The organism is Janthinobacterium sp. LM6, from assembly GCF_002002885.1.
In the GTDB taxonomy this organism is placed as follows: domain Bacteria; phylum Pseudomonadota; class Gammaproteobacteria; order Burkholderiales; family Burkholderiaceae_D; genus Janthinobacterium; species Janthinobacterium kumbetense.
The window spans coordinates 797,220-815,646 of sequence record NZ_CP019510.1 but is presented as its reverse complement, the minus strand read 5'-3'; the positions used below and the strand labels follow the sequence as shown (position 1 = coordinate 815,646).

Here is an 18,427-nt window from a genome sequence, read left to right as displayed (position 1 = left end):
CAGGGGAGAAGGAACAGTGTTGCTGCTTCAGCCAGGAAGTTATTCAAAAACGAAGTATGGCAGCAAAGCGGGCAAGCGTAAATCGGCCAGGCTCAAGCAATGTGGCTGGCCTGGCGCGACAATGCTCAATACGTGTAGAAAATACGCTGGATTTCTTGCGTGCTGTTGGTTTTGGTCAAGGCCAGCATCAGCAGGATGCGGGCTTTTTGCGGGTTCAGGGTGTCGGATACGACACTGTCGAGTTCATCGTCGTTGGCTTCGCCATTGCGCGCCACGATGCCCTGGCCGACGCGGCTCGAACGCACGATCAGCACGCCCTTCTGGCGCGCTTCCACCAGGGCCGGCTTCATTTGCGCGGCCACGCTGCCGTCGCCCACGCCCGCGTGGATGATGCCCTTGGCGCCGGCGGCAATGAAAGCGTCCATGCCGACGCGGTTCATGTTGGCGTAGCCGTAGACGATGTCCACTTGCGGCAAGGCATCGAGCTTGCTGATGTCAAATTCCGATTCCAAGGTGTGCTTGCGCGTCGACTGGCGGTAGAAGAAGGCCTTGCTGCCCTGGATGTAACCGAGCATGCCCAGTTCCGGCGACTTGAAGGTGTCGGTGGTCGAGGTGTTGGTTTTGGTCACTTCGCGCGCGGCGTTGATCTGGTCGTTCAAAGCCACCAAGACGCCCTTGCCCACGGCTTCCTTGCTGCCCGCCAGCATCACGGCGTTGTACAGGTTGATGGGGCCGTCCGCGGAGATGGCCGTCGAGGGACGCATGGCGCCCACTACCACGACCGGCTTGTGGCTTTTTACGGTCAGGTTCAGGAAATACGCCGTTTCCTCGATGGTGTCGGTGCCGTGCGTGACGACCACGCCATCGACATCGTTCGAGGCCAGCAGCACGTTGATGCGCTTGGCCAGGGCCAGCCAGTGGCTATTGCCCATGCTTTCGCTGGCGATCTGGAACACTTGCTCGCCTTTCACGTTCGCCACTTTCTTGAGTTCCGGCACGGCCGCGATCAGGCGCTCGACGCCCACGGTGGCCGAGGTGTAGCCGACGGTGGTGGTGCTGTCGGCGCCGCTGCCGGCAATGGTGCCGCCCGTGGCCAGGATCACCACGTTCGGCAATTTGACGGCGGCTTGCTGCGCGCGTGCGGGGGCAGCGGCGATAAAGCCCATCATCAAGGTAGCCAGCATCAGCTGTGCACAAGAATGGAATTTGCGTGAAAACATGGTGCTCCCGTGAAGTGTACTGTCAAAAATAACAACGTCGTGTGCAAATTATATGTCATCCATGCGCGGATAAATCCCCAATTCATGCGTATCGCGCAAACGTGCGCGCCCTTGTTTGCGCTACAGTGGCGCCATGTCCACACTACTCCCCTTCCGCTCCTGCCTCATCCTGCCGCTCGTCTTGATGGCGCTCAATGCCTGCTCCACGCAAAGCGAACTGCGCATGGCGGCGCAGCAGGAGCAGTTCGCGCGCGAGGCGGCCAGTCAGGGCGACTGGGCGCAGGCCATGCGCAGCTACGAGGCGGCCATCGACAATGTCGAACTGGGCCGGGGCGATTTCGCTTGGCAGGCGCGGCTGCATCACCAGGCGGGACGCGCCGCCAGCGGGGCTTGCCGCTACGATGCGGCCGAATTTCATTTCCGCCAGGCTATCGCGCTGGCAAAGAAGAGCGAATACTCGAGCGCCCTCAGCTACAAGGCGCTGATCGACCAATATGAGCGCCAGGGCAAGGCGACGGAAGCCCTCGCAGTGCGCAATGAACTGGGCAGGCCTCAATCGGGGGCGCTGGGCGCCTTTGCCGACCGGGAATCGCTACCGGTCGGCAAGCATTGCGGCACGCCGCCCTAGCACAAGGGGATGCCGATGCGGGTGACACGCACGCTGCTGGCCCTATCTCCCCTTTTCGCCGTGGCGCCCGCGTGCGCCGCAGAGCCAGCGCTACCCTTATGGGAAGCGGGCGTCTTCGGCGGCACGGCCGTCACGCCCGCCTATCCGGGCGCCAGCGAACGCTCGACGCGCAGCCTGGCCCTGCCCTATCTGATTTATCGCGGGAAAGTCTTGCGCGCCGACCGCTCCGGCGTGGGCGCGCGCCTGCTCGACACGGATCGCCTCGCCTTCGATATCGGTTTTGCCCTGTCCTTGCCGGCCAGGTCCAGCGACGTGCCCGCCCGGCGCGGCATGCCGGACCTGGGCACCCTGGTGGAATTTGGCCCGCGCCTGAAAATCAAGCTGGCCGAGCCGACGCCACACAGCCGCCTGGGCCTGGAACTGCCCTTGCGCGCCGTCATCGAAGCGCGCGGCGGCCTGCGCCGCCAGGGCGCCACGTTCGAGCCGCGCCTCGTGTATGGGCTGCAAGGCGGGCAGCAGGCATGGCATGTGGACGCCAGCCTGGGTGCCGTGCTGGGCAATACCGCCATCAACGATTACTTGTATGGCGTCAGTCCCGCGTTTGCCACCGGCCAGCGCCCGGCGTATGCGGCAAAAAGCGGGCTGATGCTCACGCGGCTGGGCCTGGGCGGTTCGTACCGGCTGCAGCGGGACTGGCGCGCCTTTGCCTTTGTACGCTACGACACTTACACAGGCGCCGCCAACCGCGCCAGTCCCCTGCTGCGCCAGAACAGCGGCACCTCGGCCGGCATCGGCCTGATGTGGACGTGGCAACGTTCAAGCAGCCTGGCGCGGGGCCCGGACGAGTAATAACGAGTAATAACGAGTAATAGCAAGACGGCTTAAAACTCCGTCGTGGCCGACAACATGACCGTGCGCGGCGCGCCCAGGCCCAGGCTGGTCCATTGCGGCAGCGCCCAGTACGCCCTGTTGCCGACGTTCGTCACGCTGGCGCGCACGGTCAGGGGCCGGCCCGCCGCCTTCGTCGCATAGCGGGCGCCCAGGTCAAACACGGTGCGGCCCGGCACGGACATCGAGTTGTCGGCATTGATGTATTGCTTCGATGCCGCCGTCGCGTTCGCCGTCAGGGTCACGCCGGGGATGGCGGGCGTATCCCACTCGACGCCCAGCTTGGCTTGCAGCTTGGGCACGCCCGTCGCCTGCTTGCCCTGGTTGGCGCCGCCCGGCGTCTTGCTCAAGACCGGATCGACATACGCCACGCCGCCCATCAGACGCACGTCGCGCAGGGGCGAGCCGAAGAAACCCCAGTCGATGCCGCGGTTACGCTGTTCGCCGCCAAAGGAAAAGAGATTGCTGACGGGATCGACATAGCTGCTGGGGCGCCTGATTTCATACACGCTGACCGTATGCGCAAACTCGCCCAGGTCGACCTTGACGCCAAGCTCCGCCTGCTTCGATTTGTATGGCGCAAAGACCTCACCCGAGTTGGCGGCCGTCAACGGCGCCGTGGCGCCCTGGCTCAAGCCTTCGACGTAGTTGCCGTACAGGGAGATGGTCTTGCTGGCCTGGACCAGCAGGGCGACGGCGGGCGTGGTGGCGCTTTCGTCATAACGGGACGTGCGCGCGCCCGTCTTGATGTTGAAGTTATCGCTGAGCACTTCCTGGCGGCGCAAGCCCACCGTCAGCTGCACGGTGTCTTGCGCAAAGGAAAGTGTATCGACCAGGCCAAAGCTGGCCAGGCGCAGTTCCGCCTTGGAAATTTGCGGCGCGTCGAAGCGCGTCGCAGGGCCCCAGACGGGATTGTAGATATTCGTGATCCAGTCTTTCGCCAGGGTATTCCTGCGGCCGTACTGCTTGTCCGTGTGGTGATAATACGTGGCGTTGACGGCCCATTGATGGCCGATATCGCCCGTGCGCAGCTTGCCCCGCAAGCCTGCTTCCGCCGACTGCTTCTCCACGTCGAAGCCCAGGTCGGCGACGTTGGTGCGGTAGTCGCCGGCCGTGTTGAATACCTGGATCAGGTAGGCGCCCGTCGACTGGTAGTCGGCCCGGCTGGCGCCCACGGCGGCATACGCCATCACCTGCTCGTTCAAGTCCAGTTCGCCGCGCAGCATGGCGCCCTTGTCCCTGGTGTCGTAAAACGCCCAGCTGGGATTGAGCAGGGTTTCCGCTTTCGGCGGACGCGGCACGGGCAAGCCGGGGGCCAGGTTGACGCCCCGGTTCAAGCCATCGGCGCGGTCCTCGCTGTGATACAGGTCGGCGGACAGGCGCGCGCCATTGCCACGCCAGTCCAGGCCGACCGAGACGAGCCGGGTCTTCTTTTGCTGGTGGTCGATGGCGCCGTCGCCATCGCGGTAGACGCCGTTGACTCTGATGCCGAATTGTTTATTCTCGCCAAAACGTTGGCCCAGATCAATATGCCCTCCCCATTGCGAGTCCGACATGTACGACGCCGTCACGCGCGCCAGCGGCGCATCGCCCGCGCGCTTGGGCACGAGATTGATGCTGCCACCCACGGAACCGCCCGGTGGCATGCCGTTGAGCAAGGCCGACGGCCCTTTCAGCACTTCGATGCGCTCGAACATTTCGGGCGACGTGCGGTAGTACGGCGAGATGCCGTACAGCCCGCCAAACGCGACGTCGCCGATATTCGAGCTGAAGCCCCGTATCGAATAATTCTCGCCGATGATGCCCGTCATGCCGCTGCTGAAGACGGTAGGGTCGGCGGCGGAAATCACGTCGGTGATGTCGCGCGCCTGCCGGTCTTCGATGAATTTATCCGTATAGCTGATGGTGTTGAACGGCGTTTCCATGAAATCCTTGTCGCCAAGAAATCCCACTCGGCCGCCGGCCGCCACTTGTCCGCCTGCATAGGCATCCGTCACGGTATTGCCCTTGCCCCACACCGTCACGGCCGGCATGGTGGCGGCAGCTTCGGCGGCGCTGTGCGCCGGTTCGCGGCGCAGCGTATAGCTGCCATTGCCCTCGCGTACGGCTTGCAAGCCATGGCCGCGCAGCAATTCGTAAAAGCCTTCGGGCACGCTGTAGCTGCCGGACAGGCCGGCGCTGTTCTTGCCTTGCAGCAAACTGGCCTCGACCGTCAATTCGACGCCCGCCGCCGCCGCGAAAGTGTTGAGCGCCAGGCCCAGCGTACCGGCCGGCACGCTGAACGCTTGCCGGGCCTGGCCCGCCCCCGCTTGTGCATAGGCCGGCGGGGCCGCCACGCCCAGCGCCCCCACGGTCAAGCCCGTGATGAGCGCCAGTTGCACGGCGGTGGCGATACGGCTCAGGTTCAAGGCGGGAAGATGGCGCGTTGCCATGCGTTGGGTCATAAAGTAAATCCTTTCAGAGGGGGTGATTGCTTGTTCTCACCCTATCTCCCGAACGAAAAGACAAAACCCTCAATGCAAATGCGACTCATTACAAAATATGCTGATTATTGATAGCCCTTCAGCACGTCGTCGATCACCCGTTTCAGCGACGTCACGCTGGCCGCCGTGATGTACCAGGCATCGGCATCGACGAAGACGACGCGGCCGTTCTTCCAGGCATTCGTCTGGCGCAACAGCGGATTGGCCATCTGTTCGGCCGTCATGACGGGACGGTGTTCCATTACGGCCGTGCGGTCCACCACATAGATGATGTCGGGATTAGCTTGCTGGATGAACTCGCTGGAAATGGGCTGGCCATGCAAGCCCGCCTCGATGGCCGAACTGGCAGGTTTCACGCCCAGCGCGTCGAAAACAAAACCGTAGCGCGACCGCACGCCGAAGGAGCTGAAGGCGCCGTTGTTGTGCAGGACGATCAGCGCCTTCTCGGGACGCTCCTGCGTCACCTTGCGCGCATCCGACACCTTCGCATCGAGCTCCGCGGCTTTCCGGCTGGCAATGTCTTCCTTGCCGAAGATGCGCCCCAGTGTCAGCAAGTGTTGCTTGACCACCTCGATGTGCTTGCTCTCGCTGTTCTGGTAATCCACGTCGAAATGCAAGGTGGGCGCGATCTGGCTCAGTTCCTTGTAGTGGTTGGCCTGGATCGACGTCATCAGTATCAGGTCGGGCCGAAGCGCATGGATATGCTCGAGATTCGGCTGCACGATGGCGCCCAGGTCGCGGATGGCCTGGTCATCCTTGTAGCGGGTAAGAAAGTGCGGCACGTAATCCTTCACCATGCCGGCCACGGGCACGCCCAGCTGGTCGAGGAAATCGACTTCATTCATGTCGAGCACGGCCACCCTCTGCGGACGATGTGTGAGCACCGTCGTGCCCAGCTTGTGCTCGATGGTGATGGGCGCAAACGCCTGCGGTGGCGCGGAGGCGGCAGGCGCTGGCGGCGTCGTGGCCGCCTTGTCGCTGCAGCCTTGCAGGATGGCCATGGCGGCGAACAGCACGGCCAGCGCGCAGCGGGGTTTGTTGCAGATCATGTCAAGCTCCTGTGGGGGTGAAGTAATTGCAGACGCAGCCGCGCTCGTCGCGCACGATGTGGAAATCGATGTCGTACAGGGCGCGCAAGCGTTCCTCGGTGACGACCTCATGGGCGGGGCCGGAAAAGCGCACGGTGCCGCCCTGCATGGCGACGATGTGGTCCGAATAATTGGCGGCGAAATTGATGTCGTGGATCACCAGGATCACCGTGCGGCCCTGCTCGTCGCACAGGCGGCGCAGCGCGCGCATGATTTGCACGGCGTGTTTCATGTCGAGGTTGTTGAGCGGCTCGTCGAGCAGCAGAATATCGGTCTGCTGGGCGATCGTCATGGCCAGGAAGGCCATCTGCCGCTGGCCGCCGCTCAGCTCATCGACGTAGGCGGCGCGCAAGTTTTCCAGCGACAAGAAGCCGATGGCGTCATCGATGGCTTGCCGGTCCTGCGGCGTCAAGTTACCTCGGCTATAGGGGAAGCGGCCGAAGGCGACCAGTTCCTCCACCCTCAGGCGCAAATGAAAATCGGGCGACTGGCGCAGGGTGGCCACGAGTCGCGCATAGTCCCGGATCTGGATGACTGCAATGCTGCGCCCGTCTATCGTGATCTCGCCGCCATGCGCTTCCTGCAAGCGCGCGATGAGCATCAGCAAGGTCGTCTTGCCGGCGCCGTTCGGGCCGATCAAGGACGTCACTTTTCCCCTGGGAAACTGCACGCTGACCTTGGCCAGCACGCGCTTTTCGCCGTAGCTTTTGTCAATCTGTTTGACGTGGATCATGCAGTGCCCCGGGTGCGGACCATGAACGCGAGGAAATACGCGCCACACACCAGGTTGACGAGGATGCCAACGGTGGTCCGGTAGTTGAAAACGTGCTCGACCAGCAGCTGGGCGGCGAGGAAGATGGCGATGGCGATGGCGCAGCCCAGCGGCAAGGTGACGCGATGGCGCGCCGTGCGGGCCAGGGCGTAAGTCGTGTTCGCTACAAAGATGCCCATGAAGGCCGTCGGTCCCAGCAAGCTCGTCGACACTGCCACCAGCACAGCGATCAGCGCCAGTTGCAGCCGCACCATGCGCCGGTAATCGATACCGAGCGAGATGGCCTGTTCGCGCCCCAGCGCCAGCACGTCGAGCGCCGGCAAGGTTTTCAGCACGGCCACGCAGGCGGCGCCCGCCAGCACGGCCGAGTACAGCAACTGCACGGGCTGCGCCTTGTTGAACGAGGCCTGGCTGAATCCTTGCAAGATGGCAAATTCACCGGGACTGATGCGCAGCTGGATGAACTGGGTAAATGTACCGAGCACCATCGTCAGCACAAAGCCCAGCAGCAACAGGAAATACACGTTGTTCTTGTCATCACGAAACAGCCAATAGTGGATGGCCCAGGAATACGCGAGCATCAGCGCGATCGACACGACAAAATTGCCGTTCTGCCCCAGCAGCAGCACGCTGTGCATGCCCATCGCAAGGATCAGCAGCGATTGCAGCAGCAAATACACGGCCTCGTAGCCCATGACGGCCGGCGTCAGGATGCGGTTGCCGGCGATGGTCTGGAACACAATCGACGACACGGCCACGCAGACGCCGCCGATGGCGATGGCGGCCAGCCGCGCCAGGCGCTTGGGGAGGATGTAATCGACGTCGAAGTTTGCGCCAACGCAAAGAAAAATCAGCGCCAGGATGGCGACGGCCAGCCACAGCGTCCGCAGATTAAATAGCCGCCTCATCGCCGCCCCCGGATGATCAACATGAGGAACAGCACGCCGCCCACGCCCCCTGCCGTCAGGCCGATGGGCACTTCGAATGGATAGATCAGCAAGCGCCCCGCGATGTCGCAAGCCAGCAGCAGCGACGCGCCGCCCAGCGCGACGATGGGCAGGGTGCGGTCCAGCTTGTCGCCGTAGCGCAAGGCCACCAGGTTGGGGATGGCCAGCCCGACAAACGGGATCGCCCCTACCGTGATCACCGTGGCAGCCACCGTGACGGCCACCAGCATCAGGCCCAGTGCCACCGTTGCTCCATAGTTCAGGCCCAGGCTGGTGGCCATGCCCTCGCCCATGCCCAGCACCGTAAAGCGCTGCGCGTACAGATACGCGAGGGCAACGATGGGCAGTACCAGGTAGATGATTTCATAGTTGCCCTGGACGATTTTCGAGAAATCGCCCAGCAGCCAGCCCTGCATGCTTTGCAGGATGTTGTGGCGGTAGGCATAGAACTCGGCCACGGCGCTGAGCACGCCGCCATACACGAGACCGATGACGGGAACCAGAATCGTGTTCTTGAAGCGGATGCGGCGGATCAGGGCCACGTATAACGCGCTGGCGGCAAGGCAGAAGGCCAGCGCGAACGCCATCTTGCCCGCCGTGCCCGCTGCGGGAACTACCGTCAGCGCCACGAGGATGCCCAGCTTGGCCGCATCGAGGCCCCCCGAAGTGGCCGGTTCGACGAATTTGTTGCGCACGATGTGCTGCAGGATGACGCCGCACATGGACAGGCCCACGCCCGTCAGCACCAGCGCCGCCAGGCGGGGCAGCCGGCTGGCCGTCAGGGTCAGCCAAGCGTCGGTGGACAGCGCGCCGGACGAGGACAACAACTGCGCCCACTCCATCTGCCGCGCACCGACCAGCAAGGACGCGCAGCACAGCAGGAAGAAGACAAAAAACAGACGCGCGCGTGTCAAATGCGGGACTCCGTTCCAGCCTGGCGGGCGGGCGCAGCGATGCGCCAGCCCTTGGCCGCCTGGCGCTGGGCCAGGAAGTGCGCGTACAGGCCCTCCTGTGCGCGCAAGGCGGCTGGCGCGCCCTGCTCGCGGATCGTGCCACCGTCCAGCACGACGATCTGGTCGGCCATGGCCACCGTCGACAACTGGTGGGCGATGACGATCACCGTGCGCTTGCCGCGCAGCCGCGCCAGCGCTTCGGCGATGGCCGCCTGGTTTTCCGCGTCGAGCGCGGCCGTCGCTTCATCGACCAGCAAAATCGGCGCATCCTTGACCAGCGCGCGGGCAATCGCGATGCGCTGGCGTTCGCCGCCGGACAGGCGCGCGCCGCCTTCGCCGACCAGGGTATCGAGTCCCTGCGGCAGGCGGGCGATGATCTCGGCCACGCCCGCCTGCCGTGCCGCTTCCAGCACCTCGGCATCGGTAGCGCCGGGCTTGCCGATGCGGATGTTGTCGCCGATGCTGCCCTGGAACAGATAACTGTCCTGGAATATCTGGCTGATCTGGCCAGCCAATTGCTCGCTGGACATATCGCGCACATCGACACCGCCCACCAGCACCGCGCCTGCACTGGCATCAAAGAAGCGCGCGATCAGGCGCACCAGGGTCGTCTTGCCGGAGCCGGACGCGCCGATCAGCGCCGTCATGCTGCCAGGCGCAATCTTCAGGTTGATATCCGTCAAGACGTCGGGCTGGTCCTGTGCATAGCGGAAGTGCACATTGCGCAATTCGACCGCGCCGTCGCGCGGCGCTTGCGGCTGGTGCGCTTCCGGTAGCGGCTGCACGGCGAAAATATCGCGCGCCGCGTCGAGCGGGCCGCGCGCGCCGCGCAGCACTTCGCCATAGCTGGCCACTTCCTGCAGCGGGTCGACAAAGCGCACCACCAGCAGCAAGGCCACGATGACGGCGATGGCGTCGTCCGCGCCGGCAGCACCGCCCGCCAGGCTGTCAAGCCACAGCGCGGCGGCGGCCAGCAAGGCGGCAAAGATGGCTTGCACGGTCCAGGCGTTGAGCACCGACGACAGCGCCGACAGGTAAATGAGCCGCGTACCCGCGTGGCGCTGCGCATCGATCGCTTGCTGCAGGAAACGCGTGCCGCCGTCAGCTGCACCACTGCCGTTGCCATTGAATGCGCGCAAGACGGATTGCGCTTGCGCAAACTCAACGAGGCGCTGGCTGGTCCGGGCAAAATGGAGGTGATAGGCATCGTCGGCGCGCTGGCCCAGATATGCGGTAAGCCGCAAGGCGCCGGCCAGCAGGGGCAATGCCAGCAACGCAATGAGACCCAGCTGCCAGTGCAGCGCGAACAGCGCGGCAAGCATCACGACGGGCGTGACGGCGCCGCAAATCACTGGCGTGAGCACGTGGGCGGGCAGCTGGGCTACATTCATCATGCCTTGCGTGATGACGTGGCCCAGTTTTGCCGTGTTGTCCGGCGTGAACCAGCCGACGGGCAGGCGCGCCACGTGGTCGCCCAGGCGCTGGCGCGCCCCTTGCAGCACCGTCACGCCCACGCGCACGCCGGCCTTTTCCACCTGGCGCCGCCAGGCCCAGCAAGCGACCAGCCCGGCCAGCAGCACCAGCAGCCACAGGGCCGCGCCGCCCACGTCGCCGCCCAGCAGGCGGCCCAGGGCCAGCACCAGCGCCGTGATCGTCAGGCCGCTGAGCACGCCATACGCGAGCGCCATGGCACAGTAGCGGCGGAACACGGGCGCGTCATCGCCCAGCAATTGAATAAATGTCTTCAGCATGGGAGCACCGCGTCTTCCTGGAAATCCGGATAGCCGCCCAGCGCCCACAGTTGCGCATAGCGGCCCTGGCGGGCGAGCAAGCCGGCATGGCTGCCCTGCTCGACGATGGCGCCGTTCTCGACGACGACGATGTTGTCGGCATGCATCACCGTGTCGAGCCGGTGCGCAATGATGAGCAAGGTGCGGCCCCGGGCAAAGCGCGACAGCGCATCCTGGATCGCCACCTCGTTTTCCGCGTCGGCCGCGGCCGTCGCTTCATCGAGCACCAGCACGGACGGGTCGAGCAGCACGGCGCGCGCGATGCTCACGCGCTGCAACTCGCCGCCGGACAATTGCGCATCTTCGCCGATGACGGAATCGTAGCCGCGCGGCAAGGCCAGGAGGCGCTCGTGGATGTTCGCCAGGCGCGCCGCCGCTTCGATCTCGTGCATGCTGGCCGATGGCCGGCCCAGCCCGATGTTTTCGCGCACGCTGGCGTGGATCAGGCGCACTTCCTGCAGCACGAAACCGATGCGCCGGTACAACTCGGGCGTGGCGATGTGCCGCAGGTCGACGCCGCCCAGGGTGATGCGTCCCGCGGTCGGGTCGAAAAAGCGCAGCAGCAGCCGCGCCAGGGTCGACTTGCCGGAACCGGAGGCGCCGACGATGGCCGTTACCGTGCCGGGTTGCAAGGTCAGCGTGATGTCCGACAACACCTTGTTGTGTCCATCGTAGGCATAACCGACGCCTTCCAGGCGGATCTCCGTGCCGTCGGGCAACTGCTGCTCATCCGGTGCCGGCTGCGCCAGCACGGGCGTATCGAGCAAGGCCAGTACGCGCTGGGCCGCTCCCGTGGCGTTGTTGAGGTCATGCGTCAGGTAGTGCAGCAGCAGCATCGGCGCCGAAATACCGGGCGCCACCAAGGCAAACGGCAGGATATCGACGGGCGCCATCCAGTCCAGGGCCACGAAGATGGTACCGGCAAGTACCACCACGCCCAGCACGGCGACGGGCGCGATCAGCGCATTGGCGTTGGCCATGGATCCGACCAGCGGACGGGTAAACGCGGCAAACGCCACGGCAAACGCATCGACGGCCGCGCGGTAGCTGCCGTGCGCGCGTCCCGTGGCGCCAAACGCCTTGACCACGGGAATGCCGTTGACGAATTCCACCACGGCATTGTTGATGCGCCCCATGCCGGCGACGAATTGCTCCATGTTGCCGCTGCTGGCTTTCATGGCGCGGCCGAAGAACAGGAAGAAGCCGGGAAACGGCAGGATGGCGATGAGGGCCAGGCGCCAGTCCATGGCGAACAGATAGATGACGGAAATGGCGATGGCGCCCACGGCGCGCCCCGTCGTCGTGTAGAAATGCGCCGTGAGGCTGTGCAGGGTGTTGATGTCGTCCTGCATCGCCTGCTTGACCTCGCCCGAGGCCCGGCTGGTGAACCAGCCCAGCGGCACCTGCCCCAGGCGCTGCATGGCTTGCAGGCGCAATCGATGCGTGAGGCGGTTGTCGGCCAGGTGCGCGGCCAGTTCGCCCAGCGACATCAGGGCCATGCCGAGGAACAGGCAGGCGACGCTGGCGACGATGATCCGCCACACAGCGCCTGGCGCCAGCGCGGGGGCCATGGCGATTTGCGCGATCTGCGCGATGCCGGCCAGCGGCACCAGGGTGAGCATGGACCCCGTGCCGGCCAGCACGGCGGCGGCGATCAGGCGTCCGCGGATGGGATGCAGTATCCGGCTGATCGGGCCGGGCTGGCGGCGTTGGCTACGCATAGAAAAAACGGGAAAAAACGTGCATAAGGTCAATGGATAAGGGTGGCTCTCACCCTATATCCCGAACGAGAATGCAAAACCCTCAATCGGGCCCGGAAAATTGTCAGGCAGCAGCCTGCGGTATGGCTTGCACAGTCACCCAGTAGCGCGTGCGCGCCAGGACTTGCACGGGCAAAGCCAGCGCCAGGTTGTTCAGCGCGCGATCCGTGTCGCGCAGGGAAAACACGCCGTTGACGCTCAAGCTGGCGACGGCCGGGTCGCAGCGCAGCAGGCCGGGGCGATAGCGGGCCAGTTCCGCCAGCAAGTCGTCCAGGCGCATGTTGTCGGCTACCAGCACGCCCTTCGTCCAGGCCGCCGCGCTGGCCGGCACGGGGGCGGCCGATTGCACGATGTCTGCCGAGAAGATGGCGCTGTAGCCCGTGGCGATGCCCACGGCGTGGCCCGGCGCATGCGCGAGGCGTATTTCGACGGCGCCCTCGAAGACGGCGACGCGCGACGTGTGTTCGTCTTGTCGCAAGGTAAAACGCGTGCCCAGCGCCTGTACCGTGCCGTGGCGGCCCTGCACGCGGAAAGGCCGCTGCGCCGGGTCGGGATCGTGCGCCGTGGTGACGAGGATTTCGCCGCTGCGCAGGATCAGCAAGCGTTCGCTGGCGTCGAAGCGCACGTCGATGGCGGAAGCAGAAGCGAGCATCACGCGCGTACCGTCAGGCAAGGTAATCTCGCGGATCTCGCCCGTGGCCGTGCCGTGGCCGGCCGTGGCCGCTTGCCAGGCATCCGTGCCGCGCAGCATGTACGCCATGCCGCCCACGGGCAGCAGCACGGCCAGCAGTTTCAGGGCGCGGCGGCGGTTCAGGTAGGCGGCCGGCGCCGGTTCGCGCAGCGCGTGCCGGGCAGCATCGCGCGGCACGCTGTGCAGCTTGCCCTCGAACGCTTGCAAACGCTGCCAGGCGATGGCGTGGTGCGGATGGGCCGCACACCAGCGGGCGCAGGCAGCCCGGTCTTCGTCGCTGGCGTCATCGGACCACAGGCGCGCCATCCACTGGGCAGCCTGCTGCACGACGGCGGGCGCAATCACCACCTCCATGGCTCAGGCGTCCGGCGCGTGCATGGCCTGGTAGCAGGCCAGCAAACCGGCGGCGATGTATTTTTCGACGGACGAGACGGACACCTGTAATTCGGCGGCGATATCGCGATAGCTGAGGCCGTCGAGTTTGCACAGCAACAAGGCCTTGCGCGCCTTGGCGGGCAGCTGGTGCAGCACCGCATCGATTTCCGTCAGCGCCTCGATCACCAGAGCGCGCTCTTCCTCGGACGGCGCCAGAGCCTCGGGCACCAGAGCCAGCACTTCCAGGTAGGCGGCCTCGATCTGGCGGCGGCGGTACAGGTCGATGACCAGGCCGTTGGCGATCTGCGTCAGGTGGCGGCGCGACTCCCCGGCCGGCGGCATGCGCCCCGTCTTCATCAGGTGCAGGTACACGTCGTGCGCCAGGTCGGCCGCATCGAAGGCATTGCCGAGTTTACGGCGCAGCAAGCCACGCAGCCAGTGATGGTGGTCGGTGTACAGACTGCTGACTTGCTGCTGAAGCGCTAACTCGGCGGTGCTCACGATACCCTTCCTGTCGCCAACGGCCGGCAAGAACAGGCGCATCGGATTATAAATGAGAATTATTCTCATTGTACGCGGAGTGGCGAGGAAAACGCAATACGGCGACGGGGTGCAAACGCCCTCAGCCCTGCTGCCGGACGGGCCTGAACAGTCTGAAAGCGGCCCACAGCGAAGGCCGGTAGACGTGCAGTGCCGCAGCGAGCAGCACGCCCCACGCCAGCGGAGCAAGCACCCCCAGGCGCTGGGCAAAAAACGCGTGGCCCGCCGCCAGCAGCGACAGCAGGACGGTGCTCAGGTACAGCGAACGGCGCGGCAGCGGACGCCAGACGCGCATGCCCAGCTCCGTCTTGACGACAAAATACAAGAAAAAGCCCAGCAGTTGAGACACGGCGGCGCCCGTGGCGCCATGGCGCGGCACCAGCACGGCGCCGGCCAGCAAGGTGCCCAGCAAGCCGGCCGCAAAGGCGGCGATGGAAAATGCCGGACGGCGAGCCAGATTGATGCCGACCCCGGTCACTTCCGCCAGGGCATACAGCAGCGGCTGGCCAACCGTGGCCACCGCCATGTAGGCGACATCATGATAGTTGGGAGGCAAGACCCAGCCGATCAGCCAGGCCAGGGCGCCCGCCAGGCAAAAGCCCACCACCACGATGGCCTGCGCATGGTGGCAAATGGCCGCAATATTCGACAGGCCGCCGCCGGCCGCGGCCCATTTGTGTACTTGCGGTATCCAGACAATCGTAAAAATCGATTGCACCAGCCAGGCGCCGGCGGCCACGCGCATGGCCAGCGCATAAATACCGAGCTCGTCAAAGCCGGCAAAGAGGCGCAGCAAGCCCATGCCGGCCGACAACATGGCCAGGTAGAAAATGCCGCTCACCAGCAGGGGCGCGGCCTCGGAAAGCAGGCGCCGCAGCAGCACCCGGTCCGTTGCGGCGTTCCAGGCTTGCGCCAGCGATGCGCGCGCATGCCACAGCAGCCATAGCGTGACGAGCCAGGTAGTGGCCACGACCAGGCTTGCCAGGTGCACGAAGTTGCGCTGCGGATCCCACCACAGTACAGGCAGCAGCAACAGCAGCGACATTTTCGGCAATACCTGCGCCAGGCTGAATACCCAGGCGCGCTCCTGCATGCGGAACAGCTGCGCGATCAGGCGATTGGCCAGGGCGCTCAGCATACCGGCAGCGAACAGGACAGCCAGTGCAGGTTGCGCCACATCAAATAACAGTTGCGCTACCGGCGCGGCAAACACGAGTATCACGGCCAGCGCCACGGGCGCGAGCAGCACGGCCGGCAGCAGGCACGCTTTCAGCAAGGCACCACGCGCGGTGCTGTAATGGTATTCATGCAGGAAAGCCTTATCCAGCCCCAGCGACAGCAGCAAACCGGCCACCGTGCATGCGGTCATGAAGAAATCCAGCTTGCCGATGTCGGCAGGCGGAAACAGCCAGGCCACGGCAGGCACGGTGGCCAGACCGCACAGCAGCGACAAGATGGGGCCGGCTGAAAAACCCGCGAGACGGTTCAGGCGCATCGTTCAGCCGGGCCGGGCATCTCAGCCATGCCTGTCGTTGGAGAAGCGATAGGGCACCGTGTCCGAATCGGCCGGCACGCGCCAGTGGTCCGGCGCATCATAGCGATACGCATGGTCCACCGCATTGACGAGGATGGCAGGAGTGCTGCAGTAATTTTGCACGCCATGCCAGACGCGCGGCGGCACGACGAGCAGGCCGGGACGCCTGGTGCCCAGCTTGAATTCGTTGAGCATGCCAAAGGTGGGCGAATCCTCGCGCGCATCGTACAGCACCACGCGCATCTGGCCCGCCGCCACGAACAGGCGATCCGTCGTAATGGCATGCGCATGCCAGGCGCTCAGTCCGCCGGGCTCCAGGGTCGAGGCGAATATCTGGCCAATCTGTGCTGTTGCATCGGGCACCCATTCAGTGCGGAAAATTTCAGTCAGGCTGCCGTACGCCGTCAAGACAGGCTTGATTTCCTGAAAGATCACGCCATCGATCAAGGCAGGCGCCGTCGGCTTCCACTCCTTGGTAATGCTGACGCCATCCTGCTTCGCGCCTGCCAACAACCAGTTATCTTTCTCAGCCACCAGATTTACCCTTAAAATTTTTATAAAAATGCTCTTATGTGTTGCAACCGTATTATCTATCGCCGCGGCATGTCCTTCAATCCCCGGCGATGGCGTAATTCACGTAAAAATGTGCCTTTGCGCCAATATTTGAGCCAGAAGCCGGGATGCGGCGGCCACAGCCCCAACATATAACAAAGACGACGTGACAACGCTTTCATGGCCGTTATCGCGGACTGCAGCGGTGCAATAAGGCGCTCACGACCTACCTTGCCATACAGCGTGGTGACAGCCTGCAGAATATTCAACGGATCCTGCATGTGCGCCCACCAGAACGCATGCTCGGCGTGTTGCCGGTCCAGGTAGGCATTGCTGCGGCTGCCAGACTGGATCAGGATGGCGCCGATGCGGGGATGGGCCAGCATCGGCCGTCCCGCGCGATACACGCGGTGCAGCCAGGCTTGCGACGGCCAGCAGCGCACTTCCCATGAAGGCTGCCATGGGCCGATCTGCAGGGCCAGCTCGCGCCGCATGACCCACAGGGTAGCGGGCACGTCCATCCACGGCCGGTACGGTTGCACGCCGTCCGCCAGCGCCCCCACCATGTGATATCCCACAGGTAAAACCACCAGTCCCTGGCCGAAGGCCAGGTCGGCCCCGGTGCGCTCGAGGACCTCAATCCTGCTTTGCAAATGATCGGGCAACCACAGGTCATCGTGGTTCAGGAATGCCAGATAGGTGCCGCGCGCCAGGCTGACGCCGACATTGTTGGGCCCCGTCTGTTCGCCGTAATTGGTTTCCAGATTCACAAAGCGGATACGCGCGTCGCCGAACGCGGCGACCACCTCGGCGGTATCATCGGTGCAGCAATCGCCGACAATAATCAGCTCCCAATCCTGCACGGTGCTGGCCAGTGCCGACTGAATAGCGTACCCGAGGATATTGCTCCTGTTGTACGTGGCCATGACAATGGAAACGAGCGGCGTTTTCTCCGGCTGCATGGCAGGCCTTTTCAAATAGACAAACAAAAAATGCCGCCCAAGTGCATTGAGCGGCATTTCGCAATGGACGAATGCAGTATGTTGCCGGCGCTCGCCAGCAAGCATCTGTCCTTAGACGTTGAACAGGAAGTTCAGCACGTCGCCATCCTTGACCACGTATTCCTTGCCTTCGGCGCGCATCTTGCCCGCTTCCTTGGCGCCCGCTTCACCCTTGTAGGCGATGAAGTCGTCATAGGCGATGGTTTGCGCGCGGATGAAGCCGCGTTCGAAGTCGGTGTGGATCACGCCGGCCGCTTGCGGTGCCGTGTCGCCCACATGGATGGTCCAGGCGCGCACTTCCTTCACGCCAGCCGTGAAGTAGGTTTGCAGGCCCAGCAGCTTGTAGGCGCCGCGGATCAGACGGTCCAGGCCTGGCTCTTCCATGCCCATGTCGGCCAGGAAAGCGCCCTTGTCGGCATCGTCCAGGTCGGCGATTTCCGCTTCCAGCGCCGCGCAGATGGCGACGATGGGGGCGTTTTGCGATTGCGCATACGCCGTCAGCTGGTCCAGCAGCGGGTTATTCGTGAAGCCCGTATCGGACACGTTGGCCACGAACATGGCCGGCTTGGCCGTGATCAGGCACAAAGGCTTGATCAGTTCCATTTCGTCGGCATCGAGGCCCATGGCGCGCACGGGTTTCGCATCGTTCAGGTACGGCATCATGCGTTCCATGATGGCCAGCAGCTTGGCCGCATCCTTGTCGCCCGAGCGGGCTTTCTTGTTTTCGCGGTGGATGGCTTTTTCCACGGTGCCCATGTCGGCCAGCGCCAGTTCGGTCTGGATGACTTCGATATCGTCGAGCGGATTGATCTTGCCGGCCACGTGGATGACGTTGTCATCTTCGAAGCAGCGCACGACGTTGACGATGGCGTCCGTTTCGCGGATGTGCGACAGGAACTGGTTGCCCAGGCCCTCGCCTTTCGACGCGCCCGCCACCAGGCCGGCGATGTCGACGAATTCCACGATGGCGTTGACCATGCGTTCCGGCTTGACAATGGCGGCCAGCGCATCCATGCGTGGGTCCGGCACTTCGACGACGCCGACGTTCGGCTCGATGGTGCAGAACGGATAGTTTTCAGCCGGGATGCCGGCTTTCGTCAGTGCATTGAACAGGGTGGACTTGCCGACGTTCGGCAAGCCGACGATACCGCATTGGAGACTCATGGAAAACCTTTAATAATCAAAGCACATGGCGCCGTCTATCG

General features: G+C 64.3%; 16 protein-coding genes. 2 read left to right on the top strand and 14 right to left on the bottom strand.

The genetic code is table 11. The features are described 5' to 3' along the window. Positions 1-125: 125 nt before the first annotated feature. Positions 126-1,184 (bottom strand): type II asparaginase, encoded by a 1,059-nt coding sequence (locus BZG29_RS03585; RefSeq protein WP_253192770.1) that lies wholly within the window; start codon positions 1,182-1,184, stop codon positions 126-128. A gap of 169 nt (positions 1,185-1,353) precedes the next feature. Between BZG29_RS03585 and BZG29_RS03580 the strand changes: the two genes are divergently transcribed. Together BZG29_RS03580 and BZG29_RS03575 are read left to right on the top strand one after the other, a co-directional pair. Beyond that, complete coding sequence (locus tag BZG29_RS03580) at positions 1,354-1,848, top strand: tetratricopeptide repeat protein (RefSeq protein WP_150130794.1); 495 nt, start codon at positions 1,354-1,356, stop codon at positions 1,846-1,848. A 15-nt stretch (positions 1,849-1,863) separates the two neighbouring features. Further along, positions 1,864-2,697, top strand: coding sequence for a MipA/OmpV family protein (locus tag BZG29_RS03575; RefSeq protein ID WP_253192769.1), 834 nt, complete (start codon positions 1,864-1,866; stop codon positions 2,695-2,697). Between the two features lie 32 nt (positions 2,698-2,729). Here the strand turns inward: BZG29_RS03575 and BZG29_RS03570 are convergent, their stop codons facing one another. The 13 genes from BZG29_RS03570 to ychF form a co-directional block, all read right to left on the bottom strand. After that, positions 2,730-5,180 carry a TonB-dependent receptor gene (locus tag BZG29_RS03570; RefSeq protein WP_077398927.1) on the bottom strand — a complete coding sequence of 817 codons (2,451 nt, stop codon included), beginning with the start codon at positions 5,178-5,180 and terminating at the stop codon, positions 2,730-2,732. A 104-nt stretch (positions 5,181-5,284) separates the two neighbouring features. Continuing rightward, positions 5,285-6,268 carry a siderophore ABC transporter substrate-binding protein gene (locus tag BZG29_RS03565; protein WP_077398925.1) on the bottom strand — a complete coding sequence of 328 codons (984 nt, stop codon included), beginning with the start codon at positions 6,266-6,268 and terminating at the stop codon, positions 5,285-5,287. A gap of 1 nt (position 6,269) precedes the next feature. Then, positions 6,270-7,040 (bottom strand): ATP-binding cassette domain-containing protein, encoded by a 771-nt coding sequence (locus BZG29_RS03560; RefSeq protein ID WP_077398923.1) that lies wholly within the window; start codon positions 7,038-7,040, stop codon positions 6,270-6,272. Continuing rightward, positions 7,037-7,987 carry an iron chelate uptake ABC transporter family permease subunit gene (locus BZG29_RS03555; protein ID WP_077398921.1) on the bottom strand — a complete coding sequence of 317 codons (951 nt, stop codon included), beginning with the start codon at positions 7,985-7,987 and terminating at the stop codon, positions 7,037-7,039. The genes BZG29_RS03560 and BZG29_RS03555 overlap by 4 nt, the downstream gene beginning before the upstream one ends. Further along, positions 7,984-8,940: an iron chelate uptake ABC transporter family permease subunit gene (locus tag BZG29_RS03550; RefSeq protein WP_077398919.1), complete on the bottom strand. Its 957-nt coding sequence runs from the start codon at positions 8,938-8,940 to the stop codon at positions 7,984-7,986. Before BZG29_RS03550 ends, BZG29_RS03555 begins: the two co-directional genes overlap by 4 nt. After that, positions 8,937-10,730: an ABC transporter ATP-binding protein gene (locus BZG29_RS03545; RefSeq protein WP_077398917.1), complete on the bottom strand. Its 1,794-nt coding sequence runs from the start codon at positions 10,728-10,730 to the stop codon at positions 8,937-8,939. Before BZG29_RS03545 ends, BZG29_RS03550 begins: the two co-directional genes overlap by 4 nt. Further along, positions 10,724-12,490, bottom strand: coding sequence for an ABC transporter ATP-binding protein (locus BZG29_RS03540; protein WP_077398915.1), 1,767 nt, complete (start codon positions 12,488-12,490; stop codon positions 10,724-10,726). The genes BZG29_RS03545 and BZG29_RS03540 overlap by 7 nt, the downstream gene beginning before the upstream one ends. Before the next feature lie 103 nt (positions 12,491-12,593). Further along, the gene (locus BZG29_RS03535; RefSeq protein WP_077398913.1) at positions 12,594-13,574 is read right to left on the bottom strand and encodes a FecR domain-containing protein; all 981 of its coding nucleotides are present in this window, start codon (positions 13,572-13,574) and stop codon (positions 12,594-12,596) included. 3 nt (positions 13,575-13,577) lie between these two features. Next, positions 13,578-14,096, bottom strand: coding sequence for a sigma-70 family RNA polymerase sigma factor (locus tag BZG29_RS03530; RefSeq protein ID WP_077408941.1), 519 nt, complete (start codon positions 14,094-14,096; stop codon positions 13,578-13,580). 121 nt (positions 14,097-14,217) lie between these two features. Beyond that, complete coding sequence (locus tag BZG29_RS03525; protein WP_077398911.1) at positions 14,218-15,630, bottom strand: oligosaccharide flippase family protein; 1,413 nt, start codon at positions 15,628-15,630, stop codon at positions 14,218-14,220. Positions 15,631-15,651: 21 nt separating this feature from the next. Continuing rightward, entirely contained in the window at positions 15,652-16,203 is a 552-nt protein-coding gene (locus tag BZG29_RS03520) for a dTDP-4-dehydrorhamnose 3,5-epimerase family protein (protein WP_077398909.1), read from the bottom strand. Positions 16,204-16,259: 56 nt separating this feature from the next. After that, on the bottom strand, positions 16,260-17,288 hold the full coding sequence (locus tag BZG29_RS03515; RefSeq protein WP_077398907.1) for a glycosyltransferase family 2 protein: 1,029 nt from the start codon (positions 17,286-17,288) through the stop codon (positions 16,260-16,262). Positions 17,289-17,294: 6 nt separating this feature from the next. Continuing rightward, positions 17,295-18,386 (bottom strand): redox-regulated ATPase YchF, encoded by a 1,092-nt coding sequence (ychF, locus tag BZG29_RS03510; RefSeq protein ID WP_034778348.1) that lies wholly within the window; start codon positions 18,384-18,386, stop codon positions 17,295-17,297. Positions 18,387-18,427 lie beyond the last annotated feature (41 nt).